We start from the raw sequence: 17378 nt of genomic DNA, 5'->3' as shown, positions 1-17378 counted from the left end.
CAGACGAAGTCGTTGCAGTATCAATCGGTTTCAACCAGGTCGGGGAGACACTGGAGATGTACGTGAACGTTCGTAAGACGGTTTCAGGGGTGGGAGTGGCAGCGCTCTTCGCCGCCGCTTTCGTGACCGGTACAGCACAGACTGCTGCCGCAGCCCCCGCGTGCCAGGACTTCGTGTCCGCACCGGGAGCGGAGGCGGGTTGGACGTCGATCGACGGTACTGCGCCGAACTACGTCGCATCGCCTGAGGGCGGAGTGGGCGAGGGGGCGCTCGAGTACACGGTTGCCGACAACAAGGGAATCGTCGAGTACTACCACCCGGCGGAGCAGCAGAAGATCGCCGATGTCGCGGGCACGTCGATCGGCTTCAAGGAGACCAAGGGAACCACCGGCAGCTCGTACCAGCTCCGTATCACCGGTGCCGAATACGATCCCAACGCCGACAACGGTGCCGGCGTGGAGGACGGATTCGCCAGCCTCGTGTGGGTGCCGTCGAACAACCAGGGAGCCGGCACGGATGTCGACGGCTGGACGACCTACGACGGCCTCGAGACGGGTAAGTGGTGGGCGACTCGCAACCTGACGGGCGACATCAAGCGGGGACAGCCGATCACTCTGCAGGAGTTCGCCGAGAAGCAGCCGAATGCCACGCTCGATCATTACGGCGTGAACCTCGGCAGCGGCGCGGCCGCGGGCACCAATCACGTCGACGGCATCAAGTTCGGATGCACCACGGACTTCGAGCTCGTGGCGCCTGAGGTTCCCGAGGTTCCTGAAGTTCCCGAGGTTGGTAACGGCTCCCTTGGCGACCTGTTCAAGTTCGGTAGCTGATCCACAGTAGGGCGTAGCCGGCAGCTCCCTGTTCCGTGTGTGACACGGGGCAGGGAGCTGCCCTCTCTTCACACCTTGCGTGCGGTGACGAGCAGGTATTCCCAGTCCATCCCCGCGCCGCCGTGGCCGAGCTCTTCGTCGCCCAGAGCGATCAGTGCTCGGTCGAGGGCCTGCGCCCGCTCCCGGTCGTCTCCGATGGCCGCGTAGATCGAAATCGTGGGCCCGTAGTGCTCGACGAAGAACTTGCGGAACTCCTCGCCCGACCCGAAGCGGTCGACGTGTAGCAACCGACGTTCGGCGCACACGTCGGCAATTCGCGATCCGAACAGCGATCGCACATGTTCTTCGTCGCCCCACAGAGGTGGCGGCTGTGCCCCGGGCGGTGGAGCAGGCGCATACGGCTTCATGGCTGCGAACATCTGCCCGATGAATCCTTCCGGGGTCCAGTTGCACAGTCCGATGGTGCCGCCGGGTCGGCACACCCGTACCAATTCATCCGCCGTGAGCTGGTGATGCGGCGCGAACATCACTCCCACGCACGAGATCACCGCATCGAAGTCCGCGGTGTCGAACGGTAGGGATTCGGCATCCGCCTCGCGCCACTCCACTTCGACGCCCTGCTCGTCGGCTATGGCGCGACCACGTTCGAACAGCTCGGGGGTGAGGTCCGCGGCGACGACGTGTGCACCGCCCACGGCGGCGGGGATCGATGCATTCCCGGATCCCGCTGCGACGTCGAGAACACGATCGCCGGACTTCAGATCGCACGCACGCACGAGTTCGATACCGAGTTGCGGAATCACTTCGCTCGCGACGGCCGGGTAGTCGCCGGACGCCCACATTCGGCGTTGTTTCACTTTCATGTCGTGATCGTCGTTGGATCTGACGTCTGCATCGGACACGGTGTGCCTCCCACTGAGAGACCCCACCGAGGCATCCGATGCGGCCCTAGTTCAGTATCGAGCGTCGAGTGCGGACGGGCCAGCCCAGCAGTCGCCTTTGGACCTGAGCGGTCGAACACGATGCCATCGCCTAGGCTCGGGCCATGCAAAGGATCATCGGAGTCGAGGTCGAGTACGGAATCTCTTCGCCCACCGAGCCTTCGGCCAACCCCATTCTGACGTCGACGCAGGCCGTTCTGGCCTACGCCGCCGCAGCGGGTGTGCCGCGCGCCAAGCGCACCCGCTGGGACTACGAGGTCGAGTCTCCGCTGCGGGACGCGCGCGGATTCGATCTCGGCAGGACGAGTGGTCCGGCGCCGGTGATCGACGCCGACGAGATCGGCGCGGCCAACATGATCCTCACCAACGGCGCTCGGCTGTACGTCGATCACGCGCATCCGGAGTACTCCGCGCCCGAGGTCACCGACCCGCTCGATGCGGTGATCTGGGACAAGGCCGGTGAGCGCGTGATGGAGGCGGCCGCTCGCCATGCATCGAGTGTTCCGGGGGCGCCGAAACTGCAGCTGTACAAGAACAATGTGGACGGCAAAGGCGCGTCGTACGGCACCCACGAGAACTATCTGATGTCGCGGGACACCCCCTTCTCCGCGGTCATCAACGGACTGACCCCCTTCTTCGCCTCCCGGCAGGTGATTTGCGGCTCCGGACGTGTCGGACTGGGCCAGTCCGGCGACGACGCCGGCTTCCAGTTGTCGCAACGCGCCGACTACATCGAGGTGGAGGTGGGTCTCGAGACGACGCTCAAGCGCGGCATCATCAACACCCGCGACGAACCGCACGCGGACGCCGACAAATATCGGCGACTGCACGTCATCGTGGGGGACGCGAACCTGGCCGAGATGTCGACCTATCTGAAGGTGGGCACGACCTCGCTCGTTCTCGATCTGATCGAGGCCGGCGTCGACTTGACCGATCTGCAGTTGGCTCGCCCGGTGACGGCTGTCCACCACATCAGCCACGATCCGACTTTGCGTGCCACAGTGGCGCTTGCGGACGGCCGTGAGCTGACCGGTCTGGCGCTGCAACGGATCTACCACGAGCGGGTGTCCGACTACATCTCGTCCGAGACGGACTTCGACGAGCGCGCGCAGGACATCCTCGAGAAGTGGGCGCATGTCCTCGATCTCCTCGAACGTGACCCGATGGAGTGTGCACACATCCTGGATTGGCCTGCCAAGCTCAGGCTTCTCGAGGGCTTCCGCAGTCGAGAAGGTCTGGCCTGGTCGGCGCCACGTCTGCACCTGATCGACCTTCAGTATTCGGATGTGCGACTGGACAAGGGTTTGTACAACAGACTCGTCGCCCGTGGCTCGATGGAACGTCTGGTGAGCGAACAGCAGGTGCTCGATGCGGTGTCGGCGCCACCCGAGGACACCCGCGCCTACTTCCGCGGTGAATGCCTGCGCCGCTTCGGAGCGGACATCGCGGCCGCGAGTTGGGATTCGGTGATCTTCGATCTGGGTGGCGACTCCCTGGTGCGGATACCGACTCTCGAACCGTTGCGCGGCAGTAAGTCGCACGTGGGGGCGCTGTTGGATTCGGTGGAGTCGGCCGCAGAGCTGGTCGATCAACTCAAGAACTGACTCCGAATCGGAACACACCGCGCAGTCGACACCCGTACCGGCCGTGCCGTCGGTAGGGTGAAGGTCCGAGCGGGATCCTCGAGTTCGGACTGCTTGGCAGCACAGGACGCTCGACAGCGAGTGTCCTTCACACAAGGAGGTCGGCGATGGCGCAAGAGCACACCACGCGTGCGGGCGGCGGCGAAGACGACGACATCCCCGGCAGCGATGGAGCGGCGGGCCAGGAACGGCGAGAGAAGCTGGCCGACGACACGGACGATCTGCTCGACGAGATCGACGACGTGCTCGAAGAGAACGCCGAGGACTTCGTTCGTGCCTACGTCCAGAAGGGCGGCGAGTGACGGCCGATCGTCCGGCGCTGCGTGCGGGCGTCGCAGGTCTGGGGGACGGGTTCGGATCGAATCTGTCCTCCTTCAGCGAATACCTGCGCGGGTACGCACCGGAACTGCTGCCGGAGAATCGAGCAGGTCTGCGGTCGTCCTCGACCCGAGGTGGTGACGGTATGGACACCGACATTGCACCGCACGGAACCACGATCGTCGCGCTCACTTTCGGTGGCGGTGTGCTGATCGCCGGCGATCGACGGGCCACGCAGGGCAATCTCATCGCCAGTCGAGACGTCGACAAGGTCTACGTGACCGACGAGTACTCGGCCGCCGGAATCGCGGGAACGGCCGGAATCGCGATCGAACTGGTACGGCTCTTCGCCGTGGAACTCGAGCACTACGAAAAGATCGAAGGCGTTCCGCTGACGTTCGACGGCAAAGCGAACCGGCTGTCGTCGATGGTGCGCGGCAACCTCGGCGCCGCTATGCAGGGTCTGGCCGTGGTTCCGCTCCTCGTGGGTTTCGATCTCGAGGCGGACGACCCGTCCCGAGCCGGACGGATCGTGTCGTACGACGTCGTGGGTGGCCGCTACGAAGAGCGGGCCGGCTATCACGCGGTCGGCTCCGGTTCGCTTTTCGCGAAGTCGGCTCTCAAGAAGCTGTACTCGTCGGGAAGTGACGAGGACACAGCACTTCGCGTCGCCATCGAATCCCTGTACGACGCTGCGGACGACGATTCGGCGACCGGCGGCCCCGACGTCACCCGCGGCATCTACCCGACAGCAGTGATCATCGACGAGAACGGCGCCCTCGAGGTTGCTCAGGAACGTACATCGGCCGTCGCGCGGAGCATCGTCGACGCTCGCGCAGCCGAAGGGGGTGCAACGACATGACGATGCCTTACTACGCATCTGCCGAACAGATCATGCGTGACCGTTCGGAGTTGGCACGCAAGGGTATTGCGCGCGGGCGCAGCGTCGTCGTGCTCACCTACGACGGCGGCGTGCTGTTCGTGGCGGAGAACCCGTCGACCGCGCTTCACAAGGTGAGCGAACTGTACGACCGACTCGGGTTCGCCGCGGTGGGCAAGTACAACGAGTTCGAGAACTTGCGCCGTGCCGGGATCCAGCATGCCGACATGCGGGGGTACTCCTACGACCGCCGCGACGTGACGGGGCGGTCACTGGCCAACGCGTACGCGCAGACACTCGGCACGTTCTTCACCGAGCAGCCCAAGCCGTACGAGGTCGAGATCTGCGTCGCGGAGGTGGGTCGTTCCGGCTCGTCGACACCGGCCCAGCTCTATCGCATCACCTATGACGGGTCGATCGTCGACGAGCAGGGTTACGTGGTGATGGGTGGTACCACCGAACCGATCTTGGCGGCCATGAAGGATTCGTACCGTCAGGACCTCGATCTGGAATCAGCTGTGGGGGTGGCGGTTCGGGCACTTCAGCAGGGTGGCGTGGAAGGTGAGCGCCGCACTCTGGGCGTGTCGGGTCTCGAAGTGGCTGTGCTCGAACAATCCCGTCCACGACGGACTTTTCGCCGTATCGCCGGTGCCAAGCTCGAGGCGTTGTTGCCGGCTACCGAGTCCGGCGCGAAGGGCGAGAAGTCACCCGGGCCGAAGGACAAGGGCGAGGACTCCGAGTAGTGCGTCGATCACCGGTACACGGTGATAGACGCCGGCTCGGAGGCGAACGTGAACGAAGTCGAATCTCCGACCACCTCACCGTCACACGCCAGTGCGACGGGTTGACCGTGCACGCGCACGGTCAAGGCCGGAATGCGTACCCGCTCGTACACCGGAGACCTTGCCAATCTGCCGGTAGCTGCAGAAAGCAGTAGTCGAAGACGTGAACCACGTTTCGATGCGTGCACGTATCGAACATCGAGCAGCCCGCCCGTGATCTGTGGGCGCGACATGGGCACCTGGTCGGCGGGGGAGTAGCGACCGTTGCCGACGAAGAGCATCCACAGGGGCAGTCGTCGCCCGTCGATCGTTGCTTCTACGGGCTCGGCATCGGCTAGGACTCGAATCATGGCGGCTGCGGCCGACGGCCACTTTCCGAACCTCGGCTCCCACTTCTCGCGCAGCCGCACGGCATCGGGATAGCCGCCGAGGCTCGCCGTGTTGAGGAACGGAATCCTTCCGTCCCCGAGATCGACGTCCGCGCAGTCGATACGTGCGGCGGATCCGGTGGTCACCGCGTGGGCGATGTCTGCCGTATCGGCGCTGCCGAGGTCACGGACGAAATGGTTGAGTGTGCCGCCCGGAAATGCGGCCAGCGGGAGACCGTGCCGAATCGCGACGTCCGCCACGGCTGCGACGGTGCCGTCACCACCGCACACCCCGAGGGCGATGGGGCGGTGTTCGGTGACGGCCAGGTCGATCTGTGGTCCGAAGTCCTCGTCCGGGCTCAATTCGTGCAGGTGAGCGGACGGCAGCGCCTCGACGATCTCGGCGACCGGGTCGGCGAACTCGGTCCCGGCGGAGTCGTTGACGAGCACGAGCAGGCCCTCGCCCTGCGCGAGTGGTGGCGCGTCGGCCGGCGTTCCTTCCGCAGCGTGGTCTTCGGGTCGAACGGCCCACCAGCTGCGGGTACCGATGGCGATGGCGCAACCGACCGCAGCGCCGGCGCATACGTCGGAGGGCCAGTGAACGCCGTTGTGAACCCGGGAGTAGGCGACCGCAGCGGCAACAGGCGCCAGCAGCGCTCCTGCGACAGGTGCCTCGGTCGCCACCCCGGTCACGAAGGCGGCGGCAGAGGCGGCATGGCCGGAGGGAAACGACGAGGACTTCGGAATCGGCACGCCTCGGTGCGGATTGGACCAGTCTCGTGGCGGTGGCCTGCGACGCGGAAACGCCGGCTTCATCGCGACGTTGGCGACCGTGCTCGCGCCGACCAGCGAGAGCAGTCCTCGGACGGCACCTCGACGCGGGCGCTCACCGAGGGCTGCGAGGAGGGCGGCGATCGCCCACCAGAGCAGACCGTGGTCGGCCACCTTGCTGAGTGATCGAAACAGTCGATCGGCACCGGACGGCCGAAGTGCAGCGCCCCGATCCATGAGGTGGGAATCGACGTATCGCAGCCTGCGAATCGGGCGGTGCATACCGACCAGCGTAGGCAAAGCGTGCGCCGTAGCCGTTGCAGGCGTTAATCACTCGTCTCGTGGCGCACCCGTTGTACTGTCGAGGTGTGCAGAGACGAATTATGGGTATCGAAACGGAATTCGGTGTCACCTGCACCTTTCACGGACACAGGCGACTGAGTCCGGACGAGGTCGCGCGATACCTGTTCCGACGTGTCGTGTCGTGGGGCCGCAGTTCCAACGTGTTCCTTCGGAACGGCGCTCGTCTGTATCTGGACGTGGGATCACACCCCGAGTACGCAACGGCCGAATGCGACAGCCTCGTGCAGCTGGTCAATCACGACCGCGCCGGTGAACGCGTGCTCGAAGATCTTCTGGTCGACGCGGAACAGCGCCTGGCCGAGGAAGGTATCGGCGGCGACATCTACCTGTTCAAGAACAACACCGATTCCGCCGGCAATTCGTACGGCTGCCACGAGAACTTTCTCGTTGCCCGTGCGGGTGAGTTCTCGCGCATCTCGGACGTTCTTCTGCCGTTCCTGGTCACCCGCCAGTTGATCTGCGGCGCAGGAAAGGTGTTGCAGACCCCCAAGGCTGCGACGTTCTGCCTGTCGCAGCGTGCAGAGCACATCTGGGAAGGCGTGTCCTCCGCGACGACACGGTCGCGGCCCATCATCAACACTCGGGACGAGCCGCACGCAGACGCGGAGAAGTACCGGCGCCTGCACGTGATCGTCGGGGACTCGAACATGGCGGAACCCACCACCATGCTGAAGGTCGGCACCGCGGCGCTCGTCCTCGAGATGATCGAGGCCGGGGTCTCGTTCCGGGATTTCGCGCTCGACAATCCGATTCGGGCGATCCGCGAGGTGAGTCACGATGTGACCGGTCGCCGGCAGGTGCGGCTCGCCGGCGGCAAGCAGGCGAGTGCCCTCGACATCCAGCGTGAGTATCACGCGCGGGCCGTCGAGCACCTGCAGAACCGGGAACCGGACGCACAGATCGAGCAGGTCGTCGATCTGTGGGGCCGCATGCTGGACGCGGTCGAGGCACAGGATTTCGCGAAGGTCGACACGGAGGTGGACTGGGTCATCAAGCGGAAGCTCTTCCAGCGGTACCAGGACAAGCACGGTTTCGACCTGGCAGACCCCAAGATCGCCCAACTCGACCTCGCCTATCACGACATCAAGCGCGGTAGAGGTGTGTTCGACGTGTTGCAACGAAAGGGCCTGGTCAAGCGGATCACCGAGGACGAATCCATCGACGAGGCCGTCGAGACTCCGCCACAGACCACCCGGGCGAAGCTGCGAGGTGAGTTCATTTCGGCCGCGCAGGAGGCCGGGCGCGACTTCACGGTGGACTGGGTGCACCTGAAGCTGAACGACCAGGCTCAGCGAACCGTGCTGTGCAAGGATCCGTTCCGTTCCGTCGACGAACGTGTCGAGCGGCTCATCGCGTCGATGTAGTAACCACTAGGCTGCCGGACGTGGCGACTTCCAAGATCGAGCGGTTGATGAACCTGGTCATCTGCCTGCTGTCCACCAGACAGTTTCTGACTGCCGAGAAGATTCGCGAGAGCGTCGCCGGATACGACGACTCGACGAGTTACGAGGCGTTCAGCCGGATGTTCGAGCGTGACAAGAACGAGTTGCGTGACCTCGGTGTGCCGCTCGAGACGGGGCAGGCCTCGCGGTACTCGACCGTCGAGGGGTATCGGATCAATCGGGACGCGTACGAGCTGCCCGACATCGAACTGAGTAGTGAGGAATCAGCCGCGGTGGCCGTGGCCGTCCAGTTGTGGGAGTCACCGGAGCTCATCGCAGTGGCGCAGGGGGCACTGCTCAAGTTGCGCGCGGCGGGGGTGCAGGTGGATTCGGAATCGTCGAGCGCTCCCGTCACGGCAGTGCCCGCCCGAACCCGTGGCTCGGAACCGGCGCTCGGCAAGTTGCTGGCCGCCATCGATGCCGGCCGCGCCGTGCGGTTTCCGCATCGAAGCGCGTTGAACGAGCCGTTCACGCAGCGATCGGTGCAGCCGTGGGGTGTCGTGACTACTCACGGGCGCTGGTATCTCGTGGGGCACGACGTGGACCGCGACGCCGTTCGGACGTTTCGGCTGTCGCGCATCGGTGACGACGTCACCGAATACGGTCCGTCCGGGGCGGTGCACAAGCCGGCGGGCGTCGACCTCCGGGAGATCGTCGATCGGGTCACGGGTTCGGGCGCGGTGACGGGGACTGCCACCGTGTGGGTGGCGCAGGAACGCGCATACGAGTTGCGCCGATTGGGGACAGAGACCGGTCGACGTGAATTCGGCGGGCGACCCGGCACGGTTCTGTCCATCCCGGTGCGCTCGCGGGACTGGATCGCTCGCCTCGTCGCCGGTCACGGCGTCGATGCACTGGTTCTCGAGCCGCCGGAACTGCGTCAGGACGTACTGGGCAAGCTGAGAGCGTCGGCAGGGTTCGCCGACACGATCGAAGGGGTCGGCCGGTGACGAGGACGTCGAGCAACAAACTTTCTTCCCGCTTGGCACGGCTTCTCAACCTGGTTCCGTACTTCATTGCGAACCCGGGCATGAGTGCCGACGAAGCAGCAGCCGAACTCGGCGTGACGAAATCGCAACTGATGACCGACCTCAACCAGCTGTGGGTCTGTGGACTTCCCGGATACGGCCCCGGTGATCTCATCGATCTCTCCTTCTCGGAGGAAAGCATCGAGGTCACCTTCTCTGCCGGCATCGACCGTCCGCTGCGCCTGACCTCGACCGAGGCCACCGCGCTCCTGATCGCGCTGCGTTCCCTCGTCGAGATGCCGGGCACCGTCGATCCCTCGGCCGCTCTCCGCGCCATCGCACGGATCGAGGACGCAGCCGGCTCTGCCGCTGCTGGCGACGACGGCGGGCAGGACGGAGGCGCGTCGGCGCGGGAAGTGGCCGAGAGTCCCACCGCTGCCACCGTGCGTTCGGCACTCCACGATGGGGTCGCTTTGCAGATCACCTATTACTCCGCGTCCAGGGACCGGGTGAGTGAGCGAACCGTGGATCCGGTTCGTCTGGTCCTGGTGGACGGGCACAGCTACCTCCAGGCCTGGTGTCGGCAGGCAGAAGGTGTGCGGCTGTTCCGACTCGACCGCATCGACGCCGCCATCGCTCTGGCCGAGCCGTCCAGGCCACCTCAGCAGGCATACGACGACGATTCGAACCTCGAACTGTTCAGCGGTGACTCTTCGTTGCCGCGGGCTCGTCTGCGGATTGCGGCAGACAGTGCGTGGGTCGTCGACTACTACCCGATGGAGGTCGTCGAGGTCACGGCCGACGGTGCGGTGGAAGCCACGATGAATTACGCGACCTTGGACTGGATGGCGCGGATGGTGCTCGGATTCGGTGCCGGAATCACCCCGATCGAGCCGCGTGAACTCGTGGACGAGGTTCGGTCCCGCGCCGAACTCGCTCTGTCGATGTACGACGCGACGGCGAGCTGAGGTGAACGACCAGTTGCGGATCGTCGTGTTCGGTGCGGGCAGCATCGGTTGCTATCTGGGTGGTCGCTTGGCGGCGGTCGGTGCCGACCTGACGCTGATCGGCAGGGACACCCTCGGGCGTGAATTGTCGGTGCACGGGTTGCGCCTGACCGACCTGCACGGGGGAGACCAGCGTGTCGGCCCCGACGAGTTCGAGTTCCGCACCGACGTGGACGAGTGCCCGGACGTTCTGGCGGCGGCCGACGTCGTGATCGTGGCCGTGAAGTCTGCGGACACTCGCGCGGCTGCTGAAGCGCTGTCTCCCTGGCTCGGACCGGGCGCTGTCGTGCTCAGTGCGCAGAACGGGATCGGAAACGCCGATGTTCTGCGCGAGGTGCTGGTAGGCCGGACGGTGTCGGCTCTGATGGTGCCGTTCAACGTGATCAGGCGAGGCGACGGAACGTTCCACCAAGGGTCGTCGGGTGTACTCGAGGCCCCGTCGGAACCGGCGCTCGGGCACGTTGCGAACGTGTTCGCCGCGGCCGGATTGCCGATTCGGGAGCGGCCCGACTTCTTACAGGTGCAGTGGGCGAAACTCCTGCTCAACCTGAACAACCCGATCAACGCACTCTCGGGACTTCCACTGCGGGACGAGTTGGCACGCAGGCCGTATCGGCAGGCTCTTGCGCTGGCGCAGACCGAGGCCCTCGGTCTGCTCGGCCGTGCCGGCATCGCACCCGCCCGGCTCACGCCGCTGCCCGCCCATTGGATCCCGAGGCTCCTCGCGGTCCCGGATGGCCTTTTCCGTGTGCTCGGCAGCAAGATGCTGGCGATCGACCCACTGGCCCGATCGTCGATGTGGGACGACCTCCGAGCAGGTAGGCGTACCGAGGTCGACTGGATCAGCGGTGAGATCGTGGCGCTGGCCGATCGTGACGGCACATCTGCGCCAGTCAACGCGCGACTGGTCGAACTGATACGCCGAGCAGAGGCGGGTGCGGACGGATACTGGTCGGGCGAGTCGTTGCTTGCCGACCTACGCTCCCAGCGGGCGCACAGGAAACCAGCAGGTTAACGGCAGCCGAAGCAGCCCGATTCGGACAGCGAGGCGCCACGGGTGTCCGGTAGCATCGCAGGCAACTGATCTTTTGGAGGTTTCATCATGGGAGCCATGAGCCCCTGGCACTGGGCCATCGTCGCGGTGGTCGTTCTGATCCTGTTCGGTTCGAAGAAGCTGCCCGATGCGGCACGCGGACTCGGACGCTCGCTGCGCATCTTCAAGAGCGAGGTCAAGGAGATGCAGAACGACGACGCGCCGGCCAAGGAGAGCACCGACACCACCGCGCAGTCTGCAGAACTTCCTTCCGGGCAGAGCACGCAGACCGCGCAGGGCGCCACTCCCACCCAGCACACCGAACCGAAGTCGGCCTAGCTCCTCGCAGCCGCACTCCCGGGGTGAGCACGTTTCACCCCGGGAGTGCGCTGAGCAAACCAACCTCTGCTGCTGATCGAGAACCAGGGCCCACACGTGCGCATTCCGTTCGATCCCCGTCACAGCAAACGACGGACCAATCCCGACGGCACCATGTCGCTGATCGACCATCTCTACGAACTGAGGACGCGACTTCTGCTGTCGCTTCTGGCGATCCTGGTGACCACCGGCGTGGGTTTCTTCTGGTACGCGCACACGATTCTCGGGATCGAAAGTCTCGGTGAACTGCTCCGTGGGCCCTACTGTTCGTTGCCCGATTCCAGCCGCGCGGATCTGAGCTCGGACGGCACGTGCCGCTTGCTCGCCACCGGCCCGTTCGAGCAGTTCATGTTGCGATTCAAAGTCGCGATCACCGCAGGAATAGTCCTGGCGTGCCCGATCTGGCTGTATCAGCTGTGGGGTTTCATCACCCCCGGTCTCTACAAGAACGAGCGCCGCTATGCGGTCGGCTTCGTCGCGTCTGCCGCGCTCCTGTTCGTCGCCGGTGCGGTCCTGGCCTACGTGGTCGTGGCGAAGGCACTGCACTTCTTGCTCACCATCGGTGACAACGTGCAGATCACCGCTCTGGGCGGTGCCGAGTATTTCGGGTTCATCATCAACCTGTTGATCATTTTCGGAGTGAGCTTCGAGATACCCCTGTTGATCGTCGCGTTGAACTTCGTCGGTGTGCTGCCCTACGCGAAGTTGAAGGCGTGGCGGCGCGGCCTGATCTTCGGACTCTTCGTGTTCGCTGCGATCGCCACTCCTGGTCAGGACCCGTTCTCGATGTTGGCGTTGGCACTGGCGCTGACCGTTCTGTTCGAACTCGCCGTTCAGATATCCCGCCTCAACGACCGGAGGAAGGCGCGCGGTGTGGACGACTGGAGCGAACTGGACGACGAAGAGGCCTCCAGCATCTCCGGGCCTTCCGATCTGGACGAATCGCTCGATGCCCCGGACCCGGCGAAGGCCACTTCGGGAGGCCGGTTCGGTCGACGTGGAAGGAACACGTCACCGGAGGAGGCGCCACGCCCGGACAACACCGGGCCGGGACAGGACTTCTCCGACACGTTGTGACAACCTGACGGTGTGGCTGTGACACCTGAGGGAAATACGGTCGGATCGCAACTGGATGCCTTCGGTTCGCAATTGGGTTTCGACCTGGACCCTTTCCAGATCGAGGCATGTCGTGCGCTCGAATACGGACACGGCGTACTGGTCTGCGCACCCACGGGCGCCGGCAAGACCGTCGTCGGCGAGTTCGCGGTGCATCTCGCACTCGAATCCGGCCGCAAGTGCTTCTACACGACGCCGATCAAGGCGCTGAGCAATCAGAAGTACGCCGAGCTGGCTCAGCGATACGGTGCCGATTCCGTGGGCCTCCTCACCGGCGATTCCAGCATCAACTCGGACGCGCCCGTTGTCGTGATGACGACCGAAGTGCTGCGAAACATGCTGTACGCGGACTCGCCTGCCCTGCGGGGCCTGTCACACGTGGTGATGGACGAGGTGCACTTTCTCGCCGATCGCTTTCGCGGCGCCGTGTGGGAGGAAGTGATTCTGCATCTGTCCGACGACGTGCGACTCGTCAGCCTCTCGGCGACCGTCAGCAACGCGGAGGAGTTCGGTGCCTGGATGGAGACGGTGCGCGGCGATACCACCGTCGTGGTGGACGAGACCCGCCCCATCCCGCTGTGGCAGCACATCCTGGTGGGACGTCGACTCTTCGACCTCTTCGACGTGCGTGCGCTCGGATCGGACAGCGCGAAGAAGAACCTCGTCGTCGATCAGGACCTGGTCCGCTATGTGAAGCAGCGGCAGGCCCAGGAACGCGAGGATCGGTGGGAACCCCGCGGCCACGGCCACGGTCGGGGACGTGGTCCGCAGCGCGGCGGCGCCCGCGGCGGAGGTATCGGACGCAGTACGTTCAGGCCACTCCCACGCCCCGAGGTGATCGCGCGCCTCGACGAGGAAGGGCTGTTACCGGCGATCACCTTCGTTTTCAGCCGGGCCGGATGCGACGCCGCACTCGGGCAGTGCCTGCGGTCGCGTCTCGAGCTCACAACGGACGAGCAGGTCGTCGAGATTCGGGAGATCATCGACAAGCACACGTCGGACCTGCCGCGCGCCGACCTCGAGGTCCTGGGCTATTGGGAGTGGCGGAAAGCCCTCGAGCGAGGACTGGCCGCACACCACGCCGGCATGCTCCCGGTATTCCGGCAGACCGTCGAGGAGCTGTTCGTCAAGGGCCTGGTTCGAGCCGTGTTCGCGACGGAGACTCTTGCGTTGGGAATCAACATGCCCGCGCGCACCGTGGTCCTCGAACGTCTGGTCAAGTACAACGGTGAGACGCATGCCGAGCTGACGCCGGGGGAGTACACGCAGCTGACGGGGCGGGCCGGACGACGCGGAATCGACGTCGAGGGTCACGCGGTCGTTCTGTGGCAACCGGGCGTCGAACCGGTGGACGTGGCGGGCCTCGCATCGACTCGTACGTTCCCGCTGCGTAGCTCGTTCAAGCCGGCGTACAACATGACGATCAACCTGGTCGACCGGATGGGAGTTCCGGAATCACGGTCGTTGCTGGAGCGGTCGTTCGCCCAGTTCCAAGCGGATCGATCCGTGGTCGGCATGATTCGGGGTATCGAGAAGAACGAGGTCGCGCTGGCTCAGTTGCGTGAGCGTCTCGGCGGCGAGAACAGCGAGTATCTCGAGTACGTGAAACTGAAGGAAGACCTGACGCGGCGCGAGAAGTCCCTGGAACAGGGGAACAAGGCGGCGCGGCGCGAGGCCTCCACCGAGGCACTTGCCTCGCTGCGTCGTGGAAACATCGTGGGAATCATGGTGGGTCGTCACTCCGGACTGGCCGTGGTGCTCGAGCCGGATCACGACACCGACGATCCGCGGCCGGTCGTGTTGACTGCCGACAAGTGGTCCGGCCGCGTGTCCAGCGCCGATTTTCCGGAGCCGCCGCGAGTGCTGGGTGCCCTGCGTCTGCCCAAACGCCTCGATCATCACACCACTCGGGCTCGTCGCGACCTGGCATCGGCGCTGCGAAGCACCGGAATCGTGGTCCCCGGCCGGAAGAAGCGCAACAAAGCAGGGGCGGCGTCCGACGCCGAGGTCGTCAGGCTGCGCAAGGAGATTCGTCAACACCCGTGTCACAGTTGGCCGGATCGCGAGCAACTCGCACGCATCGGAGAACGCCACAATCGTCTGGCCCGCGAAACCGACTCCATGCGTCAGAAGGTTGCGGCGACCAAGAACTCGCTGGCACGCACCTTCGACCGAATCCTCGCTCTCCTGACCGAACGTCGCTACATCTCCTCGGGTGATCACCCGGCGGCGACCGACGACGGTGTCCGTCTCAGCAGAATCTATTGCGAGAGTGATCTTTTGGTCGCCGAGTGCCTTCGGCAAGGTGTGTGGAAGGGGCTGAGCGCGCCGGAATTGGCTGCGGTGGTCTCGTCCGTTGTGTACGAGTCGCGACGCGAAGGCGACACCGCCGACTACAACGCCACCGGGGCGCTGCGCCACGGACTGGACGACACTCTCCGGGTGTGGCGTGATCTGCGCTCGGACGAGATCAGGCACAAGCTCCCACCCACCAGGGAGCCGGACTTCGGTTTCGTGTCCGCGATCCATCAGTGGGCGAGCGAGAACTCGTTGGTGGAGGCGCTCGTCGCGGCGGGTGATCAGGGGAGAGCGTTGTCGGCAGGCGATTTCGTACGGTGGTGCCGACAGGTGATCGACCTGCTCGAACAGGTACGCTCGACGTCTCCTGATCCGGAGGTGGGGAAGGCAGCAGGCCGAGCAGTGGGCGCGATCCGCAGGGGTGTCGTAGGTGTGGACGCGGGATGATCGCCCGGCCGGCGGGCAGCGAGCGCTACGGTGAGTGAAGACCAGACAGCGACCAGGCACGACGAGGAATTGTGAGCGGGAGGCGAAGATGAGCGGCCCTTATGGACCGAACGACCCGAATGGTCAGTGGGCGCAGGGGCAGGGCAATCCTGACCCCAACGGGGGGTACGGCGCACCGCAGGTCGGTCCGCAGGGGCAGCAGTACGGTCAGCCCGGCCAACAGCAGTACGGTCAGCAGCCGTGGGGTCAGCCCGGACCCGGCCAGCAACCCCAGCCAGGCGGTCCGCAGGTTCAGCCCGGACCTCAGCAGGGTCAGCCGCAGTGGGGGCAGACCGCTCCTCCGCAATGGGCCGGCCAGCCACAAGGCCAGCCGCAGTGGGCTGGTCAGCAGCCCGGTCAACCTCAACCGGGTCAGCAGCAGTGGGGCCAGCCGCAGCCAGGTCAGCCGCAATGGGGCCAGCAGCCCGGTCAGCCGCAGTGGGGTCAGCCCGGTCAGGGCGGATCGGGAAAGTCCAAGGCGCCGATCTTCATCGGTATCGGCGTGCTCGTGCTGATCATCGCTGTAGTCGGTGGAGTGCTCGCTGCGCGTGCCCTCGGTAAGAACACACTCGACCAGAGCGCTGCACAGGACGGCGTGCAGAAGATCGTCACCGAGTCCTACGGAGCCTCCGATGTCGAGGGCGTCACCTGCCCCGCCGGCCAGGAAGTGAAGAAGGACGCCAGTTTCGACTGTGACCTGACGGTCGACGGCGAGCCGAAGACGGTGACCTTGACCTTCACCGACGACGACGGCACCTACGAGGTCAGTCGACCGAGCTAGCCCCCAGCTACTCTCCGGAGTTCGCAGTTGCGGCGAGCGCCTCCTCGAGGCGCCCGACCGCACTGCGGATTCCGAGTTCGTCCGCCAGCGCGTTCAGACGGTCCGGATCGGCCGGCGCGGCGGGGAGAGCATCCGACCGGGACATCGACACGTCCGCGTCGGTCACCACCCGGACCACCGGAAGTGCCACGTCGAGGTAGTCAGCGGCCGCAATCAACTTGGCGCGCACACCTTTCGCAAGGTCCGATTCCGGATCGAGGACAGCTGCGCGCAAAGCTTCGAGCGAGCCGAATCTCCCCAGCAGGGTCGACGCAGTCTTCTCACCGACTCCACGCACCCCCGGAAGTCCGTCCGAGGCGTCGCCGCGCAGCGCTGCCAACTCTGCGTAGGCCGGACCCGCCCGGTGGCCGGGCACCCCGTACTTTTCGGCGACCTCCGCCGGGCCGAGGAACTCCGCCTTCGCGAGTCCACGCCCCACGTACAGCACTCGAACCTCCACCGGATCGTCGGACACCACCTGCAGCAGGTCGCGGTCACCGCTGACCACGACCACGGGGTCTGTGGTCTCGCGGGCCGCCAGTGTGCCGAGGACGTCGTCGGCCTCGAGGCCCTCGGCACCGGCCGTCGAGATCCCGAATGCGTCCAGGACGTCCATGATCATGTCGACCTGCGGTGTGAGCGTGTCGGGGACTTCCTCGTATGCCCCGCCCGACTCCTCGGCCACTCGGTGCGCCTTGTACGTGGGGATCGCATCCACCCGAAACTGGGGGCGCCAATCCAGGTCGAGGCACACGGCGAGCCGAGAGGGCCGGTGACGCGTGACCAGGGCTGCCACCATGTCGGTGAAACCCCGGACGGCGTTGACGGGGCGTCCATCGGGTGCGGTAACGGATTCGGGCAGCGCGTAATAGGCCCGAAACCACAGGCTGGCACCGTCGAGGACGAGCAAGGGTCCACTCATGGGACTCATACT

16 protein-coding genes are annotated in these 17378 nt (G+C 65.4%); 13 read left to right on the top strand and 3 right to left on the bottom strand.

Annotated elements, in window-relative coordinates:
- Positions 1-62 precede the first annotated feature (62 nt).
- Positions 63-830 carry a hypothetical protein gene (locus ACZI8R_RS02910; protein ID WP_463378040.1) on the top strand — a complete coding sequence of 256 codons (768 nt, stop codon included), beginning with the start codon at positions 63-65 and terminating at the stop codon, positions 828-830.
- Between the two features lie 68 nt (positions 831-898).
- Here ACZI8R_RS02910 and ACZI8R_RS02905 read toward each other — a convergent pair whose 3' ends face one another.
- A complete protein-coding gene (locus tag ACZI8R_RS02905; protein ID WP_463378206.1) occupies positions 899-1693 on the bottom strand; it encodes a class I SAM-dependent methyltransferase in 795 nt (264 codons plus the stop codon).
- A 182-nt stretch (positions 1694-1875) separates the two neighbouring features.
- Between ACZI8R_RS02905 and dop the strand changes: the two genes are divergently transcribed.
- From dop to prcA, 4 genes are all read left to right on the top strand, one after another.
- Positions 1876-3375 (top strand): depupylase/deamidase Dop, encoded by a 1500-nt coding sequence (dop, locus tag ACZI8R_RS02900; protein WP_463378039.1) that lies wholly within the window; start codon positions 1876-1878, stop codon positions 3373-3375.
- Positions 3376-3521: 146 nt separating this feature from the next.
- Positions 3522-3716 (top strand): ubiquitin-like protein Pup, encoded by a 195-nt coding sequence (locus ACZI8R_RS02895; protein ID WP_378576102.1) that lies wholly within the window; start codon positions 3522-3524, stop codon positions 3714-3716.
- Positions 3713-4594 carry a proteasome subunit beta gene (gene prcB, locus ACZI8R_RS02890; RefSeq protein ID WP_463378038.1) on the top strand — a complete coding sequence of 294 codons (882 nt, stop codon included), beginning with the start codon at positions 3713-3715 and terminating at the stop codon, positions 4592-4594. The genes ACZI8R_RS02895 and prcB overlap by 4 nt, the downstream gene beginning before the upstream one ends.
- Complete coding sequence (gene prcA, locus ACZI8R_RS02885; RefSeq protein ID WP_463378037.1) at positions 4591-5355, top strand: proteasome subunit alpha; 765 nt, start codon at positions 4591-4593, stop codon at positions 5353-5355. Before prcB ends, prcA begins: the two co-directional genes overlap by 4 nt.
- Positions 5356-5363: 8 nt before the next feature.
- On the opposite strand, the gene ACZI8R_RS02880 is transcribed toward prcA, so the two are convergent.
- The gene (locus ACZI8R_RS02880; RefSeq protein WP_463378036.1) at positions 5364-6815 is read right to left on the bottom strand and encodes a bifunctional phosphatase PAP2/diacylglycerol kinase family protein; all 1452 of its coding nucleotides are present in this window, start codon (positions 6813-6815) and stop codon (positions 5364-5366) included.
- 86 nt (positions 6816-6901) lie between these two features.
- Between ACZI8R_RS02880 and pafA the strand changes: the two genes are divergently transcribed.
- The 8 genes from pafA to ACZI8R_RS02840 all read left to right on the top strand — a co-directional run bounded on the left by pafA (position 6902) and on the right by ACZI8R_RS02840 (position 16405).
- Positions 6902-8260: a Pup--protein ligase gene (gene pafA / locus ACZI8R_RS02875; protein WP_463378035.1), complete on the top strand. Its 1359-nt coding sequence runs from the start codon at positions 6902-6904 to the stop codon at positions 8258-8260.
- A 20-nt stretch (positions 8261-8280) separates the two neighbouring features.
- Positions 8281-9288, top strand: a complete 1008-nt coding sequence (locus tag ACZI8R_RS02870) for a helix-turn-helix transcriptional regulator (RefSeq protein ID WP_463378034.1) — start codon at positions 8281-8283, stop codon at positions 9286-9288.
- Positions 9285-10274, top strand: coding sequence for a helix-turn-helix transcriptional regulator (locus ACZI8R_RS02865; RefSeq protein WP_463378033.1), 990 nt, complete (start codon positions 9285-9287; stop codon positions 10272-10274). The genes ACZI8R_RS02870 and ACZI8R_RS02865 overlap by 4 nt, the downstream gene beginning before the upstream one ends.
- Before the next feature lies 1 nt (position 10275).
- Positions 10276-11328 carry a 2-dehydropantoate 2-reductase gene (locus tag ACZI8R_RS02860; protein WP_463378032.1) on the top strand — a complete coding sequence of 351 codons (1053 nt, stop codon included), beginning with the start codon at positions 10276-10278 and terminating at the stop codon, positions 11326-11328.
- 87 nt (positions 11329-11415) lie between these two features.
- A complete protein-coding gene (tatA, locus tag ACZI8R_RS02855; RefSeq protein WP_463378031.1) occupies positions 11416-11685 on the top strand; it encodes a Sec-independent protein translocase subunit TatA in 270 nt (89 codons plus the stop codon).
- A gap of 96 nt (positions 11686-11781) precedes the next feature.
- Positions 11782-12801, top strand: a complete 1020-nt coding sequence (gene tatC, locus ACZI8R_RS02850) for a twin-arginine translocase subunit TatC (protein WP_463378030.1) — start codon at positions 11782-11784, stop codon at positions 12799-12801.
- A gap of 18 nt (positions 12802-12819) precedes the next feature.
- Positions 12820-15585 (top strand): DEAD/DEAH box helicase, encoded by a 2766-nt coding sequence (locus tag ACZI8R_RS02845; RefSeq protein WP_463378205.1) that lies wholly within the window; start codon positions 12820-12822, stop codon positions 15583-15585.
- Between the two features lie 88 nt (positions 15586-15673).
- Entirely contained in the window at positions 15674-16405 is a 732-nt protein-coding gene (locus ACZI8R_RS02840) for a DUF4333 domain-containing protein (protein WP_463378029.1), read from the top strand.
- Positions 16406-16412: 7 nt separating this feature from the next.
- Here the strand turns inward: ACZI8R_RS02840 and ACZI8R_RS02835 are convergent, their stop codons facing one another.
- On the bottom strand, positions 16413-17366 hold the full coding sequence (locus ACZI8R_RS02835; RefSeq protein WP_463378028.1) for a 5'-3' exonuclease: 954 nt from the start codon (positions 17364-17366) through the stop codon (positions 16413-16415).
- Positions 17367-17378: the final 12 nt, after the last annotated feature.

The organism is Rhodococcus huquni, from assembly GCF_055231055.1.
This window is presented reverse-complemented; position numbering and strand designations above follow the sequence as displayed.

What these genes read in the sequence shown, in the direction of transcription:
- ACZI8R_RS02905 (WP_463378206.1), bottom strand. Translation starts at nt 1,693, where the DNA reads ATGAAAGTGAAACAACGCCGAATGTGGGCGTCCGGCGACTACCCGGCC.
- dop (WP_463378039.1), top strand. Translation starts at nt 1,876, where the DNA reads ATGCAAAGGATCATCGGAGTCGAGGTCGAGTACGGAATCTCTTCGCCC.
- ACZI8R_RS02895 (WP_378576102.1), top strand. Translation starts at nt 3,522, where the DNA reads ATGGCGCAAGAGCACACCACGCGTGCGGGCGGCGGCGAAGACGACGAC.
- prcA (WP_463378037.1), top strand. Translation starts at nt 4,591, where the DNA reads ATGACGATGCCTTACTACGCATCTGCCGAACAGATCATGCGTGACCGT.
- ACZI8R_RS02880 (WP_463378036.1), bottom strand. Translation starts at nt 6,815, where the DNA reads ATGCACCGCCCGATTCGCAGGCTGCGATACGTCGATTCCCACCTCATG.
- tatA (WP_463378031.1), top strand. Translation starts at nt 11,416, where the DNA reads ATGGGAGCCATGAGCCCCTGGCACTGGGCCATCGTCGCGGTGGTCGTT.
- ACZI8R_RS02840 (WP_463378029.1), top strand. Translation starts at nt 15,674, where the DNA reads ATGAGCGGCCCTTATGGACCGAACGACCCGAATGGTCAGTGGGCGCAG.
- ACZI8R_RS02835 (WP_463378028.1), bottom strand. Translation starts at nt 17,366, where the DNA reads ATGAGTGGACCCTTGCTCGTCCTCGACGGTGCCAGCCTGTGGTTTCGG.